A 23,635-nucleotide genomic window follows, 5' to 3' on the forward strand; every position below is an offset into this window, starting at 1 on the left:
CAGGCTGACGACTCCGTCCCTCATGGATCAGGAATACGGAGTGTTTGCGAGCGAAAATCAGGACCCATCGACCCAACAGACCAGTGACGTACTGCAGGTACCAAAAAAGCATTCGCTTATGACTAGGGAAATTTCCCCGCGCATGAGTTCAACGAACTTTTCCCAGTGGTGTGTGCACTTCATCGGGAGAACTGAACGGGCGGGCCGGAACGCTCTCAATACCCTCAGTAAGGGCGGGCATCAGCAGAGCCTGTAAGGGGTTCAACGCTCATGGCCGCCTTGAGTTCATTAATGAATGCAGTCGAAGTTCAGCCCTCAGAGGCGCCCTTCAGATTCGTCCGGGCACTTTTTTTCATAAGAAGGGAAACTTCATGAACCGTGCAGAAGCGATTCATTCAGACCTGTCGACCGCATCGCAATCCAAGCCAGATACACGCCCCGTTCTGCTCTGTCTCTCTCACCTGAGGTGGGGTTTTGTCTACCAGCGTCCTCAACACATCATGTCTCGGATGGCCCGCGACTATGACGTGCTTTTTTTCGAGGAGCCGGTCTTCGCCGATTCCCCCGATAGCCGCCTGGAAGCCTTGCCGCAGCCTTCAGGCGTAACCGTGCTGGTGCCTCATCTGCCTCGTGATCTGCCGCCTGATCAGGTGGTTCTCGCGCAACGTCAGTTGCTGGATCACTGGCTTGAGCAGCATCCATCAAACGAACTGCTCCTGTGGTACTTCACACCCATGAGCCTGGCGTTCACCGATCATCTCTGGCCGCAGGCGATCATTTACGACTGCATGGACGAACTGTCTGCATTCAAGGGCGCGCCGCCTGAACTGATCGACATGGAACAGGATTTGCTGGAGCGTGCGGATGTGGTTTTCACAGGTGGCCACAGCCTCTGGGAGGCCAAGAAGGAACGGCACAGCAACGTCCATTCCATGCCCAGCAGTGTGGACATCGAGCACTTTGCGACGGCCAGACGGGGGTTGAGCGATCCGCCTGATCAACAGGACATTCCAGGCCCACGCCTGGGGTTCTTTGGCGTCATCGACGAGCGATTCGACATCGAGCTGATTCGTCAGGTAGCCAGCGCCCGGCCTGACTGGCAAATCGTGTTGATTGGCCCTGTGGTCAAGATTGATCCGGGCAGCCTGCCGCAGTTGCCGAACATTCATTACCTGGGCGGCAAATCCTATGATGACCTGCCAGCTTACCTGTCCGGCTGGGACGTGGCGTTGATGCCCTTTGCGATCAACGAGTCCACGCGCTTCATCAGCCCGACCAAAACTCCGGAATACCTGGCGGGCGGCTGCCCGGTGGTGTCGACACCGATCACCGATGTGGTCAGTACCTACGGAGACAGTGGTGTGGTGACCATCGCTGCTGACGCTGCGCAGTTTTGCGATGCCATTGAGCGTGCGCTAGGGAGGGGCAAGTCCAGCGAATTCTACGAGCTTGCTGACGCCGTGCTTGCGGACAAGTCCTGGGACAAGACCTGTGCAGCCATGAAGGAGCAGATCCAATGCCTGAAATAACGCTCGAGTCAGCCATCAACGCTTCACAGCCCTACGATTTTCTGATTGTCGGTGCCGGTTTTGCCGGCAGCGTGCTGGCTGAAAGACTGGCCGCTGGGCTTGGCAAGCGCGTGCTGTTGATTGATCGTCGTTCCCATATCGCAGGCAACGCATACGACCATCTCGACAGCGCGGGCGTGCTGGTGCATCGCTACGGGCCGCACATCTTTCACACCAATGCCGAACGCATTGTCGACTACCTGTCGCAGTTCACCGAGTGGCACAGCTACGAACACCGGGTTCTGGCGCGGGTCGACGGCAAACTGGTGCCGATCCCCATCAATCTGGATACGTTGAATACGCTGTATGGCCTGCAGATGGACGAGCAGCAGGCCGAGGTGTTCCTGGCCGAACGTGCCGAGCCGGTGGAGATGATCAGGACCTCCGAGGATGTGGTGATCAATCAGATCGGACGAGAGCTGTACGAGAAGTTTTTCAGGGGTTACACGCGCAAACAGTGGGGCCTGGACCCGTCGCAACTGGACAAGTCGGTGACGTCCAGGGTGCCGACCCGCACCACGACCGACAGCCGCTATTTCGGCGACAGCTTTCAGAAGATGCCGCTGCACGGCTATACGAAAATGTTCGAGCGCATGCTGGATCACGAACGGATCGATATTGTGCTGGGCGTCGATTTTGCCAAGGTGCGTGAGGCATTGTCCTATCGGCATCTGGTGTATTGCGGTCCCATCGATGAGTATTTCGGCCACTGTTATGGACGGCTTCCCTATCGCTCATTGCGCTTCGAACACAAAACGGTTGATCAGACTCGGTTCCAGCCCGTCGCGGTGGTCAATTACCCGGATGAAGAAGTCCCGTACACCCGTATCACTGAGTACAAGCACCTGACAGGGCAGCAGCATCCGAAAACCAGCGTGACCTATGAATTTCCGACTGCCGAGGGCGATCCGTACTACCCGATACCCCGTCAGGAGAACAACGAACTGTACAAACGCTACAAGGCCCTGGCCGATCAGTCCGACGATGTCACTTTTCTTGGGCGCCTGGGCACTTACAAGTACTACAACATGGATCAGGTCGTAGGTCAGGCGCTGGCCTTGTATCAGCGTCTTGCCGAAGTACATGCACCTGCTGCATCAGAACTGAAACCGCCGGTGTGCAACGAACAGCCCGCGGGGAATTGAGCATGCCAGGTCTGTTCAAGAGTTTTTTCGTGGGCGGATTCGAGTGTTCGACTCACCGGCGACGCGATGGCAAACGCCTGGACCTGCTGCATTCCACTGGACACGCCCGCTGGCCAGGCGAGGACTTCGCGGCGATGGCGAACTGCTCCATGCGCACGGTGCGCAGTGGGCTGCGCTGGCACCTGATCGAGACGCGCCCCGGTGTCTATGACTGGAGCAGTTTCCTGCCGATGCTGCGGGCGGCTCGTGCTCAGGGCACCCAGGTGATCTGGGACCTCTGCCATTACGGTTATCCGGATGATATGGACATCTGGCGTCCACAGTTCGTGGAGCGTTTCGCGCGCTTTGCGGCTGCTGCGGCGCAGGTGATCAAGGATGAGGGCGAAGTGGTGCCGTTCTATTCGCCGATCAACGAGATTTCGTTCTGGAGCTGGGCGGGGGGCGATGTCGGGTATTTCAATCCCGGCGCGGAACGCCGTGGCATGGAACTCAAACATCAGCTGATCAGGGCCAGTATCGCTGCGATCGAGGCGGTGCGCGACGTCGAGCCTGGCGCGCGTTTCGTGCAGGCCGATCCATTGATTCATGTGATGCCGTCAAGCGGGCGCAACGATGACATCGAGGCGGCTGAAAACTATCGGCAGGCGCAGTTCGAAGCCTGGGACCTGTTGAGCGGACGCCAGTGGCCCGGACTCGGAGGGCGACCCGAGTACCTGGACGTGCTGGGTGCCAATTTCTATCCGCATAACCAGTGGATATTCAACGGTCGCCGCGTGATGCGTGGCGACCCGGAGTACCGGCCGTTCAGCGGCATGCTTCGTGAGCTGCACGCACGCTATGGCAGACCCATTCTGGTATCGGAAACAGGTGCGGAGGACGAGCAGCGTGTGCCCTGGTTTCGTTATGTAACCGATCAGGTCAGTAAAGCCTTGCAGGCGGGGGTGCCGGTTGAGGGTATCTGCTGGTATCCGATCCTGGATTATCCCGGCTGGGATGACGGACGGTATTGCCCGGCGGGTCTGCTGGGCTACGCCGATGGTCAGGGTCAACGTGCTGCGTTTCATCCGTTGCAACTGGCGATTCGTGAAGCGGATGAGGCGTTCGAAGCCCTGCATTCATCGTCTCTGAATGCCGACAGAGGCCGATGAAGCATGCGAGCGAGCACTGCGACACCTCTGCCGGAACGTGCCGTGCCCTTTTTGATTCGCTACGTGTCCCTGCGACCCTGGCATTTCGGCGCCATGTTCTTACTGATCGTAGGCGCGGCCAGTTGCGCGGTGGCTGTGCAGTACGGCATGAAGATGCTGGTCGATGTCATGACCCTGGGCGACCGCAGAAGCGAGCACGTCTGGTTTCCGTTCTTCCTGTTCCTCGGGCTGATTGTGGTGGAAAACCTGTTCTGGCGGCTGGGTGGCTGGCTGGGTTGTCGCACCGTGGTCGCCAGTTGCGCCGACCTGAGGGTGGACCTGTTCAATCACCTTACCGGTCATCCGATGCGCTATTTCGCCCAGCATTTTTCGGGATCATTGGCCAATCGCATCTCCTCGGCCGGTGCTGCGGCAGGCTCGATCTACGGTGGTCTGGCCTGGAAGATCATTCCACCCTGCGTTGATTTTCTGGGGGCCGTAGTGGTGCTGTACACGGTCAAGGTGGCCATGGCGAACGTGCTGATTCTATGTGTGCTGCTGGTCGCTGCATTGATCACCGTGGTCGGGGTGCGCGGTCGCTCGAAACACATCGACTTCGCCGCGCAGTCCGCCAGGGTTGGTGGCGAGATGGTGGATCTGGTCTCCAACATCTGGACCATCAAGGCGTTCTCCGCCCGCGAGCGCGAACGCCAGCGGCTCGAGGCATCGATTGGCATTGAAGCACGTGCACAGCGGCGCAGCTGGATCTACCTGGAAAAGGCCCGTGTGCTGCACGATATCTGCCTGTCGGTCATGGCAGGCGGAATGCTGGGGTGGGCCATTCTGTTGTGGCGGGCCGATGCCGTGACCGCCGGTGACGTGGTACTGGTCAGCGCGCTGACCTTCCGTATCCTGCACGGCTCTCGAGATCTGGCACTGGCGCTGGTCGACACCTCGCAGCAACTGGGTGTGATCGCCGATACGCTGCGCATCATCATCCAGCCCTACACGTTGAGCGATGCCCAGGCCGAGTTGAAACCGAGTCGAGGGGCGATCCGGATTATTGATGTGGCTTACCGCTATCCGGAAGGACGTCGAATATTCGAGCACTTGAATCTGGATATTCCTGCTGGCCAGCGTGTCGGGATCGTCGGCTCTTCAGGCGCCGGGAAGTCGACGTTACTGAGTCTGTTGCAACGTCTGGACGACGTCAGCAGTGGCGTCATTCTGATTGATGATCGCGATATCAGAGCCGTCAGCCAGGACAGTCTCAGGAAACAGATCGCAGTTGTTCCGCAGGAACCCACGCTGTTCAACCGCAGCATTTACGAAAACATCGCCTACGGGTTACCCGATGCGCGTTACGAAGACGTTATTCAAGCTTCGCGACAGGCTTACTGCGACGAGTTCATTCGCGCGCTACCCGAAGGTTACGACACGTTAGTGGGCGAGCGGGGCGTGAAACTGTCAGGCGGTCAGCGACAGAGACTGGGATTGGCCCGGGTCTTTCTCAAGAATGCGCCGATCCTGATTCTTGACGAAGCGACGTCCGCACTGGACTCGCATTCCGAAGCGGTGATTCAGGCGGCACTTGCCAAACTGATGCACGGCAGAACCGTGCTGGTAGTGGCGCATAGGCTATCTACGGTGGCCAATTTCGACCGGGTCATCGTGCTGCACGACGGGCAAATCATTGAAGATGGACCGCCTATGCAACTGCGCAGACAGGGCGGTGTCTATGAATCGCTCTGGGTCGCTCAGACACTCGTCGGCGAATGAATCAGGTTCTCCCGGCCCATCCATATGCATATAATTCTGTTTTTTTATTGCTGCATAGAACCCTTTCGAGGGTATTGAAGTCGTAAGCGGTGAGTGCGTGCAGTCACGCTGATATTATTCTGGGAGTTGTGGCGTGTCGGAAAACAAGACCCGTGTTGACAATACGGCGAGTGGTGACATCTCCCATAAGGGAAAGGATATCTTTTTCGCAGCGGTAGAAACGACACGCATGCCGATGATCGTGACTGACCCCAACAGTGAAGATAACCCGATCATCTTTGCCAACAAGGCGTTTCTGGAAATGACCGGATACGCCTCCGAAGAAATCATTGGCTCCAACTGTCGGTTCCTGCAAGGTCCGGAAACCGACCGCGCGGTGGTGCAGACCATTCGCGATGCGATTCATGAGCGCAACGATATTTCCACTGAGATCCTCAACTATCGCAAGGACGGTTCGTCGTTCTGGAACGCTTTGTTCATCTCTCCGGTGTACAACGACGCGGGCGATCTGATCTATTTCTTTGCGTCACAGCTGGACATCAGTCGTCGCCGCGATGCCGAGGAAGCGCTTCGTCAGGCGCAGAAAATGGAAGCGCTCGGTCAACTGACTGGCGGCATCGCCCATGACTTCAACAATCTGCTGCAGGTCATGGGCGGATACATCGATCTGATCGGCACGGCGGCCGAAAAGCCGACCATCGACATTCCGCGCGTTCAGCGCAGCGTGCATCACGCCAAGTCGGCTGTTGAACGCGCCAGCACCCTCACCAAACAGTTACTGGCGTTTGCACGTAAGCAAAAACTGCATGGCAGGGTGCTCAATCTCAATGGTTTGATATCCAGTACCGAGCCGTTGATCGAGCGCACCTTCGGTTCAGAAGTGACTATCGAGACCGATCTTGATCCGGGTTTGAAGAACTGCCGGATCGACCCGACTCAGGCAGAAGTCGCGCTGCTGAACATCTTCATCAACTCCAGGGATGCGCTGATTGGCCGGCCCAACCCCAAGGTATTCATCGAGACCCGCAATCTGGTGGTCGATGAACTGGCCAACATGTCTTACGACGGCCTGTTGCCGGGACGCTACGTCAGCATCGCTGTGACAGATAACGGCATCGGCATGCCGTCGAGCATTCGGGACCGGGTGATGGACCCGTTCTTTACCACCAAGGAGGAGGGCAAAGGCTCGGGTCTGGGCCTCTCCATGGTGTACGGCTTCGCCAAACAGTCGGGCGGTGCAGCGCGTATCTACACCGAAGAAGGCGTGGGCACCACCTTGCGCCTTTACTTCCCGGTTGACGAAGCGACCATTGCCAGTGAGTCGCCTCAGGCGCTGGAGCAGCGGCAGCGACTGGGCAGCAGTGAGCGAATTCTGATTGTGGAAGACCGACCGGATGTTGCCGAACTGGCCAAGATGGTGCTGGATGATTATGGCTACGCTTCAGATATCGTGCTCAACGCACGGGAGGCCTTGAAGAAATTCGAGTCCGGCAGTACATACGATCTGCTGTTCACCGACCTGATCATGCCGGGCGGAATGAATGGGGTCATGCTCGCTCGTGAGGTCAAGCGTCGTTATCCCAAGATCAAAGTGCTGCTCACCACCGGCTACGCCGAGAGCTCGATAGAGCGGACCGATATCGGCGGCTCGGAGTTTGACGTGGTGTCGAAGCCCTGCATGCCTCACGATCTGGCCAGAAAAGTCAGGCAAGTGCTGGACGGGCCGAATGGTATTGCATGACCGATGATTGTCCAGTGAATTGAGAAGCCTGACTTCGGTCAGGCTTTTTTATGCCAATTGATCAGGAAAACTAACCCGTTCTCAAGGTAAAGGTTTGAAGGGGACGGTGAAGAGTCTTACCGTTTAATACCAATAAACAACCTGTTTAATATAAGTATTTTGCAGTGAAACAACAGTTATCTGATGACTGGCGATGACACCGTATTAACGGGTTTTCAGATGCGGGAAAAATAGAGCGCGAGTTGGAACATGGGTGAACCGTTCCGTTCCGTTGCGTTTTGAATAATATTCTTAGAGCATTTGCTCTTCAAAAAAAGTTGTCGAAATCATTAAACTTATTCAAAGGGCCTTGGGTCATTGGAGTGTACGCCAAATAACTTAGCGTGTTCTGCCACTGACTCGAAGGATTACCACTATGATTCGCGATGACCGTATCGCCCCAGGCGCACCTGTCTATCAGGACACCCACGCCATGGCACCTTTGCTCAAACGTATTTCCTGGAGCGCGATTCTGGCCGGTGTGGTACTGGCCATGGTTGTTTCCCTGTTGTTGAATCTTTTGGGTACTGCCATTGGCACCGCCAGCATCGATCCCATGCAGGAAGCCAATCCGATGTCCGGTATTGGTACCGGCGCCGGCATATGGGTCGTTGTCAGTTCGGTCATCTCGCTGTTTGTCGGCGGCTGGGCAGCGGGTCGTCTGGCTCAGCGCGAAGGCGCGTTCCATGGCCTGCTGGTATGGGCGAGCGTATCGCTGATCACTGTCTATCTGGTAACCAGCGCTGTAACTGGCGTTGTACGTGGCGGCCTTAACCTGGCTGGTAGCGGCATGTCGGCACTGGGCAGCGGTATCGCTCAGGTTGCCCCGGCCGTCGGTAGCAAGATTCAGGACCAACTGCGTGAGCAGGGCATCGACTTCAATCTGGACGATATCCAAGGTGAGATCGAGACCGCCATGCGTCAGACCGGCAAGGCCGAGCTGAACCCCGATGCCATCAAGCAGGAAGCTCAGGCGACCCAGCAGGATGCGCAGAACACTGCAAAACGCAGCGCGCAGAACCCACAGCAGGCTGACGAGCAGTTGGGCGGCCTGATGGATCGCATCAAGGCCAAGGGTGATCAGGCGTGGGACGCCGCTGACCGTCAGGCACTGGTCAATCTGATCAAGGCGCGTGGCAACAAGACTGATGCAGAAGCCAACCAGATCGTAGATCAGGCTCAGGCCAGCTATCGTCAGGCTTATGCCAAGTATCAGGAACTGAAAGCTCAGGCTGAACAGAAAGCACGTGAAGCGGCTGAAGTGACTGCCAAGCGCGTATCGCAAGGCGCATGGATTCTGTTGATCACCCTGGTGATCTCGGGTCTGGTCGCGGCCGGTGCAGGTGTACTGGGTCGTCGTACTCAGCCACCGGCCAAGGTTGTTGCTGCGGTCTGATACACGTATTGAGTTGAGCGAATAAAGAAGGGGACGATAATCGTCCCCTTTTTTTAGCGCTTTTATAAGCCTGACTGTTTAACGGAGTCAGGGAGGTTTACAGGTTGTGTGTTTAATATTGTCAGCTTCGATTGACAGCTGTGTCTGGCCAATACTTGTCCACGTAACTCTGAATCTCTCGCCGCATGAAAGTCCCGGACTGATCGGCGCGTTCTTCCCAGCCGAATACGCACGCCGTTACAATCCCATCAAAACCGACCTTGGCCAGTGAAGAGAAGAAAACGTCCCAATCAATTTCGCCCTGATACATGTCCATATGCTGATGCACTGTCACTTTGGCGCCGGGTGGATTGACGATATAGCGTAGCCCTGAAGACGCTTTGTGATTCCAGGTATCGGCAACGTGCACATGCGCAATCATCGGGCCTGCTTCGGCAATCATCTTCGCCATGTCATCGCCGAAGAAGAAGGTATGCGGCGCGCAGTATAGAAACCTGACGTTACTGGAACCGATGCTCTTCAGCATGTCGAGCGCAGGTTGCAATGTTTCGCACCAGTCTTCGGGGTGCGGCTCGATGTTCAGGTTGACTCCCTGCCTTTCAAGTTCAGGCACCAGTTCCTCCATGGATCGCCACCACGCGGCTTCGCTGGATTCGTGGCTATGACTGCCGCCGCAGCAGTTGCTTTTATGTCCTCTTTCAGGCGACGGCCCGCGACCGAACTCGGAGTTCATGGTGTCGCAGTCCAGTTCCACTGCGACCTGAATGGCCTGCTTCCAATAGTCGACTGCGGTCGTCCGTTCATCTTCGTGTGGGCTGGCCCAGCGGTACATGGGCAGTAGCGAAGCAACCTTCAGGTCATGGTCTTTCAGGGCCTTCTTGAACTCGGCAATGCGCTCCTTATGCGCACGGGGTCTGACCCACCAGGGCAGAAAGTCTTCGCGGGGCGACAGTTCCAGGTATTCGTATCCCATCTCTGCAGCCTTGCGACATACCTCGGTCAGGCTGAGATGGCGGTGCATGTAGGGATCCAGGGCTATTTTCATTGTCATTCTCCAGTGGATGAACCTTGAGCAAAATCTGTCCGGCCTTGCAGGATCTGGAATTCAGTAATCAATCCATATCCCACCCTGATCGGCCGACTCCACGCAACGCTGCACCCACCGCACGCCTTCGACACCTGCGTTTATGTCGGGGTAACGCAACGCCTGCAGCGTCCCTGCATCGCCACGGGCGGTGGCATCCATGGCCAGAGCAAAGCGGTAATAAAGGTTGGACCAGGCTTCGAACAGGCCTTCCGGGTGCCCGCCACCAATACGATCGTCGAGCAGCGCGTCTGGATGCAGATACCCCATGCCGCGCTCCAGTATCTGGGTGGGCTGGCCTTGCACTTCGAAGCTGAGCTGGTTGGGACGCTCATCCCACCACTCGAGGCTGGCCCTTGAGCCGATCACCCGAACCTTCTGGCCGTGCATCGACCCGGCGTTGACGGCACTGGACCATACCCAGCCCATGGCACCGCCTTCGTACTCCACCAGGGTGTAGGCATTGTCTTCGAGCGGCGCGCGACTTTTCACGAAGCTTTGTCGGTTGCACTGCAGCCGTTTTATTTTCAGCTCAGGCAACATGACTTCGGCGATGTACAACGGATGGGTGCCCACATCGCCCAATACATAGCTTGGCCCCGCAGTGCGTGGGTCCACGCGCCACTGAGTGGCCTGGTTTTGCGTTTCGACCGGAGCGCTATGAAAGCCATGGGCGAACTGCATGTGCACCATGCGAATCTCGCCAAGCTCGCCTGCGGCAATCATCTGTCTGGCCTGCTCGATCAACTGGTGGCCCGCATAGCCGTAAGTCACGCCGACGATGCGCCGGTTGGCTCGGGATATTTCCCTGAGGGTCTCGGCTTCTTCGAGCGTGAAACACAGCGGTTTTTCACACACCACATGCAAACCGGCTTCAAGTGCCGCTTTGGTGATGCTGAAGTGAGTGCCATTGGGTGTGGCCACGGAAATCGCCTCGATAGCGTCCGGGCGCCGGGCTTCCTGTTCAATAAGCTGCAGGTAGTCCGGGTAACAGCGTTCGGGGTCGACACCCAATTGTTCGCCAAAAGCACGGCCGCGCTCAGGGTCGATATCGAACGCGCCTGCAATCAGCGCGAAGTTCTGGTCACGCAGTGCTGCCGAGCGGTGGATGTAGCCGATCTGGCTGTTCGCTCCGCCACCCACCATCGCCCATCGAACAGGGCGGGAAATACGCTTGCTGCCGTTGATCATGATCTTTTCCTTGTCAGAAACCGCAGCGGGTCAGGTAGGTACGGCTCTCGGTAACATCTGCCAGGCTGCCGCCGACTTGGCGCGGGTCGCGTTCCTGCTCGACCGTGATATAGCCCTGGTAATCCAGTTCGCGAGTGAGCGTGCGCAGCGCGGGGTAGTCGATGACTCCGCGCCCGATAGGGCACATCACGCCCTTGGCGCAGGCGGCGAAGAAGGTGATGCGTTCGCCGAGTACCTGATCGAACATCACCGGATCGATGTCCTTGAAGTGCAGGTAATCGAGGCGTGACGCGTACTGGCGCAAGGTGGCCGCCGGGTCCATGCCCGCGTAGTAAAGATGCCCGGTGTCCAGGCACAATCCGGCGACATCTGGGGCGATATCCTGCACCACTTGCGCCAGCTCGTCGGCGAACTCGATGTAGCCTCCGGCGTGGGGATGAATCACGGCCCGCACTCCGTAGCGATTCGCGACGTCTGCGATTTTGCGGATGTGCGCCATCATTGCTGACCATTCGGTGGCGTTCAGACGGGGCGCCTGGTGGGAGTGTCCGGCTGCGTAATCGCGCACCTCGTGCCCCCAGTCAATGATGACCAGATAGGGCGCGGGGAGGTTTGGTTCCTGCTGCTCTGCGGGTCGCAACTCCCGAAGAAGCGCGCAGATATCGTTAGTCTGCTGCAGTAGCGAGGGCAGATTTGCCGGGTCGACCAGGTTGTCGAAGATCGTGCCTGCAATCAGGTGCAGACCATTCTCTGCCAGCGCACCGCCAAGCTCGTCGACATTCAGTGGAAGGTAGCCATAAGGGCCCAGTTCGATGCCCCGATAACCAGCCTGCGCTGCTTCGCTGAGCACCTGACGCCACGGTGGCAGATAGGGATTGTTGACGTCATCTACGCCCCAGCAGCAGGGGGCGGTGGATAAATGAATGGCCATTGGCTCACTCCGGCTGTTGTTATTGTTCTGTCAGGGAGGGGTGATTGGTTGCATCAGGATGCTAGGTCGGTCTGTTCGGCACTGCTATAGTCCAGCCTGTAAAACTGTCAAAACCCCTCATGGATCGGTCAGAGACTTTCATTTCATGTCAGAGCAAGATTCCGACTCACGCCGGCCCACGATGGCCGATGTCGCCCGGGAAGCCGGGGTCAGCCTGTCAACGGTTGATCGGGTACTCAACTTGCGCGCTACAGTCCGGGTCGACACGGCGCAGCGCATTTCTGCTGCCGCGCAGCGTCTCGGTTTTCACGCCCGTAGCGTCATCGAGCAGCGGCTGCAGCAAAGCCGGCCGACAGTGAAGCTGGGTTTTCTGTTGCAAAAGAGCGGGGTGGCGTTCTATCAGGGACTGGCACAGGCCCTGGCAGATGCGGCAGCTGTCAGCCCACATGCGCGGGTCCGGGTGATGATCGGCTATCTGGACGACCTGAACCCGCGCGTGGTCGCCCAGCGTATTCTGGCGCTGGGCAAAGACGTCGACGCCTTGGGTGTCGTGGCCGCCGACCACAAAGAGGTGCAGGACGCCGTCTGCGAACTTCGCCTCAGCGGGGTTCCTGTGGTGGCCATGATTTCGGAGCTGGGAAGCCATGCCGGCGCCGGCTTCGTCGGGGTGGACAGCCGCCGCATGGGGCGCGTTGCCGGCTGGTTCGTCGATCGACTGGCAGCACGTCCCGGTCCTGTCGCCGTGATGGTCGGCAGTCAACGGTTCCAGTGCCAGGAGCTGTGTGAACTGAGTTTTCAGAGCTACATGGCTGAATCGTCCGGCGACTGGGAGTTACTGGCGTCTCGCCTGACACTTGAGGATGAAGAGTTCGCCCGCGGCAACACGCTGGATCTGCTCACGGCATGCCCGGATCTGGCTGGTCTTTATGTGGCGGGAGGCGGTATAGAAGGGGTGGTCAGTGCACTGGAGGAGATGCGCAGTCGCCGGGCACGCTTGCCGACTGTGGTATGTCACGATTTGACGGACCTTACCCGCAGTGCTCTGCAAAGCGGACTGGTGCAGGCCGTGCTGTCCCATCCCGTGGAAACGCTCGCCAGGCGCTCCATGGACATGTTGATCGATGCCGTCGTCGCCACCAACAAGCCCGGCCGCGTCTTGTTGTCGTTACAGACGGACGTCGTTGAAAGCGTTTGAACGCAGGGAAGGGGGCAGGCACCGTTTGCCCCCTTTTTATCTGTCGGGATCAGATGCTGCCCGTGGCCTCACGAACGAAGTCTTCATAAGTATGCAACGGACGCCCGATGATGGTTTGCAAACGATCAACGGTTCCGTCGGCCGCCTGCATGCCGAACTTCTGGATACCCGACATCATCAGGCGAAGATCGTAAGCCAGCCAGGCAGGGATGTAGGAAGCCATCTGTGCCTCGAAGGCTGCGACATCGTCACCGCCATAAGCCACCTCACGACCCAGCGCGGCGCTCCAGATTTTTGCCACTGATGGACCCGTGAGGACCTGCGGACCGACCAGCTCCAGCGTCAGGCGCTCCAGCGCAACGGGTGCCCGATCACGTCGCAGCAATTCCGCAACTGCAATATCGGCGATGTCGCGTGCGTCGATCATCGAAACGCCCGCATCACCGATCGGCATCGGGTACACCGAATGGTCCTGAATCGTTTGCTGAACCATGCCTTCGTTCTGCATGAAGTAAGCCGGACGCAGAACGGTGGCGGGAATATCGAGGCTCTCGATCATGCGCTCGACCGTATGTTTGCCGGTGAAGTGCGGCACGTTGGTGAACCTGTCCGCGTGGATGACCGAAAGGTAAACGATGCGTTCGATGCCGGCCTCTTGCGCGAGATTGAGCGTGATGAGCGCCTGCGTGACCTCATCTGGCGTAACGGCGTTGAGCAGAAACAGCGTTCGCACCGAAGATAATGCAGCGCGCATCGAAGGCACATCGGTCAAGTCCGCGACGACCTCGGTGACTCCAGCCGGGAAGCTTGCCTTGCCAGGCTGACGGACGAGCGCTTTGACTTCAACGTCTGCCGCAGCCAGACGTTGGACAATGAGTGAACCGACAGTGCCTGTGGCTCCGATGACAAGAATGCTCATGGTTGAATCTCCCGCAATGAATACCTGATGAAGTCAGCGAGCAATCCCGCTGCGTTGAGATAAAGGTATTTTGTTGCAGGTATAAAACGAAGACGCCAATATGTAGATACGCCGTCTCAAAAATGGAACGCCATGAACCTCAATGCCTTGATCGATTTCACACTCGTTGCTGCCAATGGAGGGCTTGGAAAAGCCAGTCGCGCAAGCGGTCGATCAAAGGCCACGTTATCGCGCCGAATCGCCGAGCTTGAAGAGCAACTAGGCGTCAGACTGATCGAGCGCAGTGCCCGAGGACTAAGGCTGACCGAGGCCGGGCAGAGGCTGTTGGACAGAGCGGAAGGACCGTTGGGCGAGGTGACGGAAGCCATGACAGCGGCGAAGGAGGGCGTGTCGATACCCCGCGGACGATTACGCATCGCGGCCCCGATCCTGTTCTCGCAGCTCGCGATGGGACGCATAGGTGCCGATTTTTGTGCGGCCTATCCAGAGGTCGAGCTTGAAGTGGTCGCCGAGGATCGCGTGGTTGATCCTGTCGAAGAGCAGTTCGACGCGTGCATTCGGGTCAATCCTCGCCCAGACAGCAATCTGGTAGGGCGGTGCTTTGCCAAAGACCGGTTGATCGTGGTCGCTGCGCCTGAAATACCAAGGCCGACATCTGATGCAATCAACCCGGTATCCGCAATCGTGGCCTTTAATTTTCAGCCCACCATTTGGGCTCTGGACGGCGGGGCGCTGAAACTGGAACCTGTCCCAAGACTCAAGTTCTCTTCGTTTCTCATGATCCGCGACGCAGCCATAGCCGGTGGCGGTGTGGCTCTGATCCCGCAATCCATCGTGTGGAATAACCTGGCCAAAGGAGAGCTGGTTCAATGGGGCGTAGTGTCGGACGTAGAAGCTGAGCTTTGGGTATTGCATACATCAAGACGACTGGCCGCTCCCAAGGTCCGCGCATTCGTCGACTTCATGTGCGCCAGATATCCGAATGTTTCGTTGGTATTGGAGGGTTAGGGCTGATCGACTCTGAGCTCCGTATTGCATAACTAAACTAAATGACTCTTTAGTTGAGTTATCAGATATTTGCATATTATAGATTTGAAAGGATAGCCTGAAACAGCCCGTTTCTGAAGGGCTGATCGGCGCATGGAGCTTAGGAGCATTGAGGTTGATCTGCATGCAAAGGCAGAATATCGAAGTCACTATCAAGTAAGTCCAAACACCTGAGGATTACGCAAATGCCTGTTTATCTGGCTGCTGAGCACGAATTGAATGTGGGACAGGCCCTGGTGGTCGAGGCCCCAGCGCAGGAAGGCACCTTCGTCATGGTATTCGAAGATGACGGGGACACCGGCTATTGCTATGCACTCGACACTGGCTCAACCGACAATCCCATCCAGGACGCACTGCACATTTACAACGTGGCAGACGTTACTGACCGTGCAAAGCCCTCGAATATCAAGATTGGCTGGTCTCTGGATCACGGCAAAGCAGTCCTGCTGATCAACGATTATCCCCATGCAATCGTCGATTTCCAGGCGAAACAAGGCTATTGCCGCACCGGATTCCCGCCACCAGCGGATAACGGTTGGTCAGTTGCCGGACATGAATGGGACGACGCCGCGCTGCAGCTGTTTGCGTGATTACGGGTTAAAGACCCTTCATGCATGCGCGCACAGCCTCATCGATCAGGTTGTCAGGCTTCATGCATTCGCGCAGTGTTTTTCTGTCCGCGGTTTTATTGAGGTCTCTGGAGTTCGTGAGCGCTGGATTGTTTTGGTTGCGGCACTGAGGTGACTTTCTTGCGCCAGGCATTCCGGCAGTAACTTCACAGGCGAATGCATTGCCGAGGGTTTGGATGTGCTTGCTGAGTGGCGCGGCCTCGAAGGCATTCGGACTGGCTGACCAGGCAGGCAGACTGATGCAGGCGAGAACGAACGTCAGGGTGCGGTTCATGATTCATCCTTGAATGGTGCGTGTTAAGAGCGTGCGGGATTGTCGAGGGATTTGTCGCTGATGTCGATTGGGGGGATTTGATGATCTCGGTGGGTGTGGCTTTTGAAATGGCGTGTACCAGTGCCGTTATGGATAATGTCTAGGACCGCATAATGTATATTATGTTAAATTGTATCTGTTTGTGACTGGCGATGCTGGAGCCGCCCTTGCGAATACGAAAATATGAGACTTTTCAGGTGCGCCAGTCGCGTTTTGAGTGGAAAACACCCCTCAATCTCCTCAACCCCTTGATTCCCGTGGGCTTGAGCATACTCGGCAAGCAACCCTCACAGGATTTTTAACGAAATAAGTGGAAAACTTGCTCACTCTTAATTCTATAAGTTGCTGATTTATAAGATTTTTAAAGAGTCTCCTCCCATGGAATAGCTCCCTGAAGCAAGGAGAAATTAGTGGACTGAGATTCTAAGTCGCGAACGTGCGGCTGCCCTGTAAGCCCCGCAGGACAAGGGTTCCAGCAATTTCATGAGAATTAAATGGAAATTCCAGCTCGCCAAATCTGAGGGTTAATAAGTGGACATTCCCTGCAATTAAGCGCTTACCAGCTCTCGTTTCAAGCCAAGTACTCCAGATCTGCTAAGTCCTTCGCCTGTCACGTACACAAAGGGCCCAACGTGAAGTGAGCCCCTTCAAAGCCTTGTAATACCTGGCCGGCGCGCATATATAAGGCGTCGCGGGCGCCACCTAACACCCACAAGGCGGCGCCAAGTGATTCTAAATGACACAGTCAAAGGCATGGAGCAGGATCACGGCCATATGCACTGACGTTCGCAATTGTTCAAAATATTGAGTGGACATTCCATTCGCTTTTCTCCACCAAAATCCATTAACCCCCCGTAAACCCTACGCAAACAGCCCGATCTACCGAACTCAACGAAATGAGTGGACATTCCAAAGGGCATTTCCATTTAAAGATTTAAACGGAAAAACCATCCGAGTATTTCCACGCAATTCACTGCAACGATGCGGCGTACATTCCGAAGCAGTTCTTTCCAGGCAGGTAGAGAGAGTCAACCTGAATTCAGTCAACCACCAGCGAGGCTTGTAGTGCCAGCGGCAGATACGCTCGACTAGGCTTTGTACGAAAAGTGGCTGAGCTCGGTATTGCGGCGTTAAAAAAAGGCTAGGAATGCTCGTTGACAGCCAGTCAACTCCGCTGCCTCGCTTGTTTTTGCCTTGCGTGGCCAAAGTGGCTGCGCATCGATGATGCTTCGCGCGCCGACTTTTCTACAGATCCTAGTATGGTGAATCAAAAGTTGGCTGCACAATTCTGACGAAGCTTTTTACCGCCATGCGGCGTTGCCACTTCTCGCCATAGCCCTGCCATGACTCGTCGCAGCACCTTGCCTAGCAGTAAAAATCACCCGCCATTTATTGTGCGAACTTGCGAGTCACTCCGTTAGGCTCTCGGCTGCAAACACGAGTAACCCAACAATTGCCAAGTACCGATTCTAAGCGGAAAACCTTGCCACGGAAGCCATCCTCGATCGCTGTCCCAGAGCCTGAACAGCCAACAGCCGCACCTGGAAACCTCTAGGATCAACACCGTCTGACAATACAGTTAGAGAGACGACCTCGTAATTAAAAAAAACCGAGAGTTGGCGAGTAATTATGGTTTTTACAATAACCACTTAAATCGTAGAAACTCTAGCTCACCGAAAAATAGGCCGGCGACAAGGAAAATTATATTTAAAGAATTAACTGGAAAACCCACCAATGAGGATCACCTAGTTCATGATTCGATGTTTTGTCAAGTCGACAGGATAACTTTTACCGCTGAGCGCCAGTAGTTGCAGGTGAGCCGCTGGAGGGCTACCATCGAGCGATGTCTATCAGTTTGGGTAAGCGGAGATTAAAGAATGCAGCTACCCTATCCTAACTTCCAGTTACTCCCATTATTGGAAGTTTCTAATCACCGAAAAATCACACGGTAATGCATCACTATGCCTACGCAACCAATGCCTATTTTTGAAACTTACGAGATCTTCATTGATATGGACTTTAGTTTGCGCCAATCCAGTATGGCTTGCATTCGTGATTACATGGATAACTTTCCGCCCTCAGTCGATGCCCATAAGGGTTATCTTACAGCGCGAGATTTTCTGAGAGCGTTTTCAGATAACAGCATGACATTCACTTCTTATAGAACCCATGTTGAGCGTTTGTTGTTATGGACACTTATCATAAGGCAAAAACCTTTCTCTCAGCTCAAACGACAAGATGCTGAAGACTATCTCGAATTTTGCCGCAATCCACCGGCTGAGTGGATAGGCCCAATTGTGCGCGGTCGGTTCGTGACCTGTGATCATACTGAGTCAGTTTGGGGTGAGCCTACCATTCCAAATCCAAAGTGGAGACCATTCAGTCTGAAGTGTCCCAAAGATTCAGCAGGCGGGCTGATACCGCCACCAGACGCTACCTCCCAGGATATACAGCTTGCCGCAGCTCCTGGTGTCGTCACGCGGTACAAGTCTTCCCAAAGCACCATCAACCAGATTTATACGATTTGCAGCCGTTTCTTTGAGTATATGGTTGAAGATGGAACGGTTGCAGCCAACCCCTTCCGGATGATCAAAAAGAGAAGCCTCAACCGAGGAACTCCTCAAGAGGAAGGGAAAAACCGTGCTCTGACCCCTTTGCAGTGGGATTATGTATTGGAGACTGCTGAGCAGATGGCTGTGGATGAGCCCGAGCGACATGAGCGTACATTGTTCATCGTCTCAACCTTGTTCGCTATGTATCTTAGAGTGTCCGATATCGTAGGCAGACCGAACTGGCACCCAGTCATGGGTGATTTCCGCCTAGATCCTGAGGGCAACTGGTGGTACCACGTTATCGGCAAAGGTAACAAGGCAGGGAAGGTCGCGGTCAGGGAGGAGTACATTTCCAAGTATTTGACTCGCTATCGGCGATTTGTTGGGCTGTCACCGCTGCCTGAGTGGGATGAAAAAACGCCTCTGCTCATGACTCTAGGAGGTCGCTCAGGACTGTCTGGCCGACAGGTGCGCGCCCTCCTCCAATCGGTGTTCGACAACGCGTTGGCGCGGATGCGTGATGAGGGGCGCGAGGAACACGAGATGAATAGTCTGCGGGCGGCTTCCGCACATTGGCTCAGACATACCTCTGCGACGCTCGATGCGCCGCTGCGAAGTCCCAAGGATCTGCAGATGGACTTGCGTCACAGCAGTCTCAGCACAACTCAGAACGTCTACTACCACTCGCATGACCAAGAGCGCAGTCGTTCAGTCCGTGACCTAGGGATGCGCGATAGAGATTAAAAGCACACTACTGCCCCATATCTATATGCACACTTCTTGGATGCTGATACGCGACGGACTCATGCTCAAAGCCGGGCGTTCTCTGCTTTTAGCCGCTGCAAATCGTAGTGACGATGCGGGGTTGCGTCCGGGATCGGCTGGAGTCGAGTACTTTCATGACATTCAGGTCATTCGAGCAAACCTCTTCCTCTTAGGCCAGTTAGGAAGCTTTGGGCCGGTAGAAGCTGATCTAGCAATTCCTGCTTCGCTTCGACGCACTCGCTTTGACGTGCCAGCAATTAGTGCCTTTTCACGTAGACCACCGATCTCCGCGGCAAGCTGTCGCCGCAGCGACTAGCGCTTTTGAATAGCTTGCCCCCCTCCTCCTAGCTTTTCGCGACCGCATCCGCGCTCGCCTCAAACAAGGCGTCTTCAAATCCATCGTTTTGTTGGCTCATCGCAGTGTCTCCGCCCGCTTGGTCTCTGCGATGGGACTCTAGCAGCCCATGCAATGAATCATGCCCGTAAACTTGGAAAGGCTAAGTAATCAGATTGGATGGACGCGTTTCATGACTGCCCCGTCCCAGGTCAATGTCTGTCACCAATCAGAATCTTTAGCTGCGGGCTATTTATCTTGAGGGCGAGGGTTTGGAGTGACTCTGACGGTTGGCCAGATCCACCTACTAACTACAGGCACAATTATTAGTAAGAGCAAACGCCTGTTGCGAGTGAAGAATGCGGTCAGTACCTGGGATAGTAGTTACCGCTCGACATTTCGCTGGAAATTTGGCCTAGTACCGCTGCGCCCCAGATGGCTAGCATAGTGCCTGCCTTTGCAAAATGGCAATTAGGATGGACACGAATGGAATCAAGTGTATTGACGCGGTCTGGCCTGCGAGATTGGCTACAGGTGTTTGCTAAAGCGCGAGGTGCTGAGCAACCGACAGGTTCCGCGCTGTACGCTCTGAAGGTAACGGATGATGAGTTTGCGTCCCTGCGCAATGAACTCAAACATCAATTCACCGGGGCATTTCAGCCCGCCGAGCCCTCAACATATGCAGCCTGCTGGCTGCTCTATGCCGCAGAATGGTGGAAGCGATGCTATGGAGGCGGTGCCTGGGCATGGAAGCCACTCTTCGATAGCATCAATGCGCCCGTACCATCGCATCAACATATTCAGCAGTTGGTTGCAGCAGGCAGAAAATATTGGCATCTCGTAGGCGAAATGAATGGAGGGAAGCGATACATTGGTGAGGTCGCCATTCAGGGCGGACTTCCCCTTCGCTTAATTGAGACTGCGCAAGGAAACGTATCTAGGCTGCTTCACGCAGTGCTGCGTCAGACGATCTCATTCGATCTGTCCTCAGCCGCGATAAGGGCTGAAGTCCAAAATCTGCACTCTCTCCTTCCCCGAAGCTATCGTCAACCTGCGATCTACGACTTGCTGGGTAAAGTGGTAGATGTCGTCAAGGATTTGCGGCATCGCTACGCGCTCAAAGGCGCCGATGATCCCATCATTTCCCTTCAGCGAGCTTACCCTGAATGGGCCGACGAATTCCCGCTGCGCATAGACGGGGAAGCAGCATCACAACTGCTTCGTGGCTTGGTACGCGAAGCGGGTGAAACTGAGCGATGTGATCGCCGTATACCCTTTTGGATGCGACGCCAATTGAGCTTCGATGTTGACGGCTCGTGCGTTCTTGAGACCAGGGTCGAAGTGCTGCCCACGAGCACACCAGCCATTGTAGCGCAGCTGTTCGGCTGCGCGCCGGAACAACTGCCTGCGTCATTTCAAATCTCGTTGATCGTAGGCGGTAATCGCTTTGCGTTAGCTGAGTGCGTGGTGCGTAGCCAAGGCATACGCATGGCTGTGCAGAACGTTCAGCTCCCTGATGATTGCCATATGTCCTTTGCACAGCTACAGCTCAGCCGGTATGGAGAAACACTCCACACCGCCATGCTCCCCGGCGGCGAAAGACTGGAAGAAAACGCACCGTGGGTATTCGAAAACACATTCCCTGTTGCCCGGTTGCTGAAGGTGGGGAGCTTACGTATCGGCGCACCTACTGCCCTAGCCTGCATCCCTGGCGCCGCATTTTTCTTCAGTGAAGAAGGTGAATTCGAGTCCAGACTCAGCCCCGTGGATGGCAGATCGCTGAAGCTGCTCACCTCTGGCACCTCTCGAATGTCATACAAGGGCGATGTGTATCGTATCCACTGTGGCGTTCAAGGGAACGAAAGCGAGCTGCTGCAGTGGCGCGGCCGAATTCTCGACGTTCAAGCGGAACCTGCATTTGTATATGCAGGCATGCCATCACTACACCGCGTTCACAAGGATGGCTCCTCCTCGCGCGTAACCGATGGAGAGATAGTGTGGAGCACAGTCGCTGGCGAAGAACGCGTCGTTTCGGACGCACGCCCGGCATTGGGGATGGGCACGTTGTCATGGAAGCTGGATAAGGAAACTCAGATCCGCCAGACAGCAGTATGCCTACCCAGCAACGCCGTGATCGAATCCGAAGCGGGTTCATCTGCTTCGACCGGGATAATTCACCTGAGAGGCTGGCCAGCACAGGCTGTTGTGTCAGCTGGGAACGAATGCCATGTGGACGCATCTCCAGATGGCATGTCCTGGCGAGTAGCAGTAACCGCGCAGCCCAACCAGATTCCCTCGCACGTCAGTCTGCAACTGGCGTGGGCGGGTGGAAGAACGCAGAAGATAACCCTGCCGTTTCCTGGAAAGGGCGCAGTGTTTCTTGATTCGGCAGGCACGCGCCTAGCATCTGATGCGGAGTTTGACGTCAACAATCTCCTGGGTTCGCGCCTCACACTGATGCCAGGCCGCCATGGTGTCACTTGGAAGGTGTGTTTGTCGTTGAAGTCAAAACGAGGCGGCCAGGAGTTGGCAACTCGTGTGTTCAGTTATGGTCGTTCCTGCGAGGTTCGGCTCTTTGAGTTCATGAGACCGATCCGACAAATGCTGGCCTGCACCGAGGATCTGGACGCGTACGTTCAGATAGAAGCCTTGGAGGGCGGCTCCCTGCGTGCGAAGCTGCTGGTCAGACGTTATGCCACACGGCTAGAAATCGATAGAGGCAACGGCAGCGTGCACTATCCAGCCCATGCGCTGGTGCCTGATGAAGACGCGCTCAAGCAGCTTGATGTACTCGCGCTGTGCATTACTCACCCCGAAGACGGGCCCGAAACTCTCACGCGCGCCCGATCCAAAGAAGACAGCCTGGAGCGATGGTGGTTTAACCCCGAGACCAAACAAGAAGGCGCATGGCTGATCTATCCGGATGCCCAGTCGCGAAATGCGTTCAGGCCCCTCGCGTGGAGTACGCATGATCAACCAAGCGCGCAACCTGTCATCCCTCTTGAAGGGTTACGCGCAGCACTGGCTGCTGAGTCCTCAGGAGCGCGCTTCGCTGCGTTGACAACTGCGGTGGACACGATGACCAGTGATCCTGGCCATGCTGACTGGCGGCTGCTGGAAGAACTGCTTATCCATACTTCTCACCTTCCGCTAGCGGGATTGGACATATGGCGGGTTTTCGCCCGCCGCCCCGCCGCCATGATCACCGCCCTGGTTCACCTGGAAGGATTCGCCGAGCACGTCGCACAGCGGATCACCGAAGAGCTTCCTTTCGAATGGGTCTTAGCCTCTCCCCAAGACTGGGTCAGCAGCGTCGCAATACTGAGGAAGTATTACCATCAGGATGACGGCGATCGAGGTGTTCGCGCGTTGAAGCGAAACTTGGAGGCGATCAAACAAAGCATGAGTATGTCGCAACCTGGCACCGTGCTTGGAATCGACTTGGCCTGTCATGAAGCCATGAGCCTTCCGACTCAGGAAACAAAGCTTTTACTGAACCACAACGCTGTGCTCGATGACCATCTCCTTCGAGCTTTGGTAGAAATTGAGCACAGCCCGCTCCAATCACTGGTACGCCAATCTGACCGTGGCGACATGTGGCCTAACGAGCTTCATCAGGACATTTCTAAATTCATCGGGAGCGCGTCAGGCAAGTCGATCCTCTCCAAGTTTCCACCGGTATTGGGAGATTTCAAGCGGCTGACAATCGCCTTTCCTATGTGGGTCGGTTACGAGGTCACCCGAGGCGCTGCCCGCGACTGGTTAGCGCGACCAGACAGGCTGCATGCACTTCGAACCTATCAGAGCTTTGATCCGGCATGGTTCGATGCGGCCTACCACTATTCGCTCGTTCACTTCTTCAAACCGGCATAACAGCATT

General features: G+C 56.0%; 16 protein-coding genes. 11 read left to right on the forward strand and 5 right to left on the reverse strand.

Annotation, left to right across the window (positions count from 1 at the left end):
- Positions 1-371: 371 nt before the first annotated feature.
- The 6 genes from AC0IXS_RS00340 to AC0IXS_RS00365 all read left to right on the forward strand — a co-directional run bounded on the left by AC0IXS_RS00340 (position 372) and on the right by AC0IXS_RS00365 (position 8,795).
- The gene (locus tag AC0IXS_RS00340) at positions 372-1,529 is read left to right on the forward strand and encodes a glycosyltransferase family 1 protein (RefSeq protein WP_122690240.1); all 1,158 of its coding nucleotides are present in this window, start codon (positions 372-374) and stop codon (positions 1,527-1,529) included.
- Positions 1,517-2,713: a UDP-galactopyranose mutase gene (glf, locus tag AC0IXS_RS00345; protein ID WP_122690241.1), complete on the forward strand. Its 1,197-nt coding sequence runs from the start codon at positions 1,517-1,519 to the stop codon at positions 2,711-2,713. Before AC0IXS_RS00340 ends, glf begins: the two co-directional genes overlap by 13 nt.
- Positions 2,714-2,715: 2 nt before the next feature.
- Positions 2,716-3,861, forward strand: a complete 1,146-nt coding sequence (locus AC0IXS_RS00350; protein WP_137202109.1) for a family 1 glycosylhydrolase — start codon at positions 2,716-2,718, stop codon at positions 3,859-3,861.
- A gap of 3 nt (positions 3,862-3,864) precedes the next feature.
- The gene (locus AC0IXS_RS00355; protein WP_122690243.1) at positions 3,865-5,619 is read left to right on the forward strand and encodes an ABC transporter ATP-binding protein; all 1,755 of its coding nucleotides are present in this window, start codon (positions 3,865-3,867) and stop codon (positions 5,617-5,619) included.
- Between the two features lie 133 nt (positions 5,620-5,752).
- Positions 5,753-7,360: a hybrid sensor histidine kinase/response regulator gene (locus AC0IXS_RS00360; RefSeq protein ID WP_029242606.1), complete on the forward strand. Its 1,608-nt coding sequence runs from the start codon at positions 5,753-5,755 to the stop codon at positions 7,358-7,360.
- Positions 7,361-7,775: 415 nt separating this feature from the next.
- Complete coding sequence (locus AC0IXS_RS00365; RefSeq protein WP_191954888.1) at positions 7,776-8,795, forward strand: hypothetical protein; 1,020 nt, start codon at positions 7,776-7,778, stop codon at positions 8,793-8,795.
- A 121-nt stretch (positions 8,796-8,916) separates the two neighbouring features.
- On the opposite strand, the gene AC0IXS_RS00370 is transcribed toward AC0IXS_RS00365, so the two are convergent.
- The 3 genes from AC0IXS_RS00370 to AC0IXS_RS00380 are packed head-to-tail and all read right to left on the reverse strand — an operon-like array spanning position 8,917 to position 12,001.
- Positions 8,917-9,840 carry a sugar phosphate isomerase/epimerase family protein gene (locus AC0IXS_RS00370; RefSeq protein ID WP_057408258.1) on the reverse strand — a complete coding sequence of 308 codons (924 nt, stop codon included), beginning with the start codon at positions 9,838-9,840 and terminating at the stop codon, positions 8,917-8,919.
- Between the two features lie 60 nt (positions 9,841-9,900).
- Entirely contained in the window at positions 9,901-11,070 is a 1,170-nt protein-coding gene (locus AC0IXS_RS00375; RefSeq protein ID WP_471823376.1) for a Gfo/Idh/MocA family protein, read from the reverse strand.
- A 13-nt stretch (positions 11,071-11,083) separates the two neighbouring features.
- The gene (locus AC0IXS_RS00380; RefSeq protein ID WP_471823378.1) at positions 11,084-12,001 is read right to left on the reverse strand and encodes a TIM barrel protein; all 918 of its coding nucleotides are present in this window, start codon (positions 11,999-12,001) and stop codon (positions 11,084-11,086) included.
- Positions 12,002-12,146: 145 nt separating this feature from the next.
- On the opposite strand from AC0IXS_RS00380, the gene AC0IXS_RS00385 reads away from it, so the two are divergent.
- A complete protein-coding gene (locus AC0IXS_RS00385; RefSeq protein WP_137202105.1) occupies positions 12,147-13,196 on the forward strand; it encodes a LacI family DNA-binding transcriptional regulator in 1,050 nt (349 codons plus the stop codon).
- Positions 13,197-13,245: 49 nt separating this feature from the next.
- On the opposite strand, the gene AC0IXS_RS00390 is transcribed toward AC0IXS_RS00385, so the two are convergent.
- Positions 13,246-14,115, reverse strand: a complete 870-nt coding sequence (locus AC0IXS_RS00390) for an NmrA/HSCARG family protein (RefSeq protein ID WP_471823381.1) — start codon at positions 14,113-14,115, stop codon at positions 13,246-13,248.
- Positions 14,116-14,247: 132 nt separating this feature from the next.
- Here AC0IXS_RS00390 and AC0IXS_RS00395 point away from each other — a divergent pair, with 132 nt between their 5' ends.
- Both AC0IXS_RS00395 and AC0IXS_RS00400 read left to right on the forward strand, forming a co-directional pair.
- Positions 14,248-15,123, forward strand: coding sequence for a LysR family transcriptional regulator (locus AC0IXS_RS00395; protein WP_057408263.1), 876 nt, complete (start codon positions 14,248-14,250; stop codon positions 15,121-15,123).
- A 224-nt stretch (positions 15,124-15,347) separates the two neighbouring features.
- The gene (locus tag AC0IXS_RS00400; protein WP_122416976.1) at positions 15,348-15,752 is read left to right on the forward strand and encodes a DUF2251 domain-containing protein; all 405 of its coding nucleotides are present in this window, start codon (positions 15,348-15,350) and stop codon (positions 15,750-15,752) included.
- 7 nt (positions 15,753-15,759) lie between these two features.
- Here AC0IXS_RS00400 and AC0IXS_RS00405 read toward each other — a convergent pair whose 3' ends face one another.
- Positions 15,760-16,065, reverse strand: coding sequence for a hypothetical protein (locus AC0IXS_RS00405; RefSeq protein ID WP_471823383.1), 306 nt, complete (start codon positions 16,063-16,065; stop codon positions 15,760-15,762).
- Positions 16,066-18,065: 2,000 nt separating this feature from the next.
- Here AC0IXS_RS00405 and AC0IXS_RS00410 point away from each other — a divergent pair.
- Positions 18,066-19,400: a tyrosine-type recombinase/integrase gene (locus AC0IXS_RS00410; protein ID WP_054989544.1), complete on the forward strand. Its 1,335-nt coding sequence runs from the start codon at positions 18,066-18,068 to the stop codon at positions 19,398-19,400.
- An 841-nt stretch (positions 19,401-20,241) separates the two neighbouring features.
- Positions 20,242-23,628, forward strand: a complete 3,387-nt coding sequence (locus AC0IXS_RS00415) for an STY4851/ECs_5259 family protein (protein ID WP_471823385.1) — start codon at positions 20,242-20,244, stop codon at positions 23,626-23,628.
- Positions 23,629-23,635: the final 7 nt, after the last annotated feature.

Source organism: Pseudomonas sp. AC016, from assembly GCF_979253365.1.

Coding starts and splice junctions, on each gene's coding strand:
- AC0IXS_RS00340 (WP_122690240.1), top strand. CDS start 372: ATGAACCGTGCAGAAGCGATTCATTCAGACCTGTCGACCGCATCGCAA.
- glf (WP_122690241.1), top strand. CDS start 1,517: ATGCCTGAAATAACGCTCGAGTCAGCCATCAACGCTTCACAGCCCTAC.
- AC0IXS_RS00350 (WP_137202109.1), top strand. CDS start 2,716: ATGCCAGGTCTGTTCAAGAGTTTTTTCGTGGGCGGATTCGAGTGTTCG.
- AC0IXS_RS00355 (WP_122690243.1), top strand. CDS start 3,865: ATGCGAGCGAGCACTGCGACACCTCTGCCGGAACGTGCCGTGCCCTTT.
- AC0IXS_RS00365 (WP_191954888.1), top strand. CDS start 7,776: ATGATTCGCGATGACCGTATCGCCCCAGGCGCACCTGTCTATCAGGAC.
- AC0IXS_RS00370 (WP_057408258.1), bottom strand. CDS start 9,840: ATGAAAATAGCCCTGGATCCCTACATGCACCGCCATCTCAGCCTGACC.
- AC0IXS_RS00375 (WP_471823376.1), bottom strand. CDS start 11,070: ATGATCAACGGCAGCAAGCGTATTTCCCGCCCTGTTCGATGGGCGATG.
- AC0IXS_RS00380 (WP_471823378.1), bottom strand. CDS start 12,001: ATGGCCATTCATTTATCCACCGCCCCCTGCTGCTGGGGCGTAGATGAC.
- AC0IXS_RS00385 (WP_137202105.1), top strand. CDS start 12,147: ATGTCAGAGCAAGATTCCGACTCACGCCGGCCCACGATGGCCGATGTC.
- AC0IXS_RS00390 (WP_471823381.1), bottom strand. CDS start 14,115: ATGAGCATTCTTGTCATCGGAGCCACAGGCACTGTCGGTTCACTCATT.
- AC0IXS_RS00395 (WP_057408263.1), top strand. CDS start 14,248: ATGAACCTCAATGCCTTGATCGATTTCACACTCGTTGCTGCCAATGGA.
- AC0IXS_RS00400 (WP_122416976.1), top strand. CDS start 15,348: ATGCCTGTTTATCTGGCTGCTGAGCACGAATTGAATGTGGGACAGGCC.
- AC0IXS_RS00405 (WP_471823383.1), bottom strand. CDS start 16,065: ATGAACCGCACCCTGACGTTCGTTCTCGCCTGCATCAGTCTGCCTGCC.
- AC0IXS_RS00410 (WP_054989544.1), top strand. CDS start 18,066: ATGCCTACGCAACCAATGCCTATTTTTGAAACTTACGAGATCTTCATT.
- AC0IXS_RS00415 (WP_471823385.1), top strand. CDS start 20,242: ATGGAATCAAGTGTATTGACGCGGTCTGGCCTGCGAGATTGGCTACAG.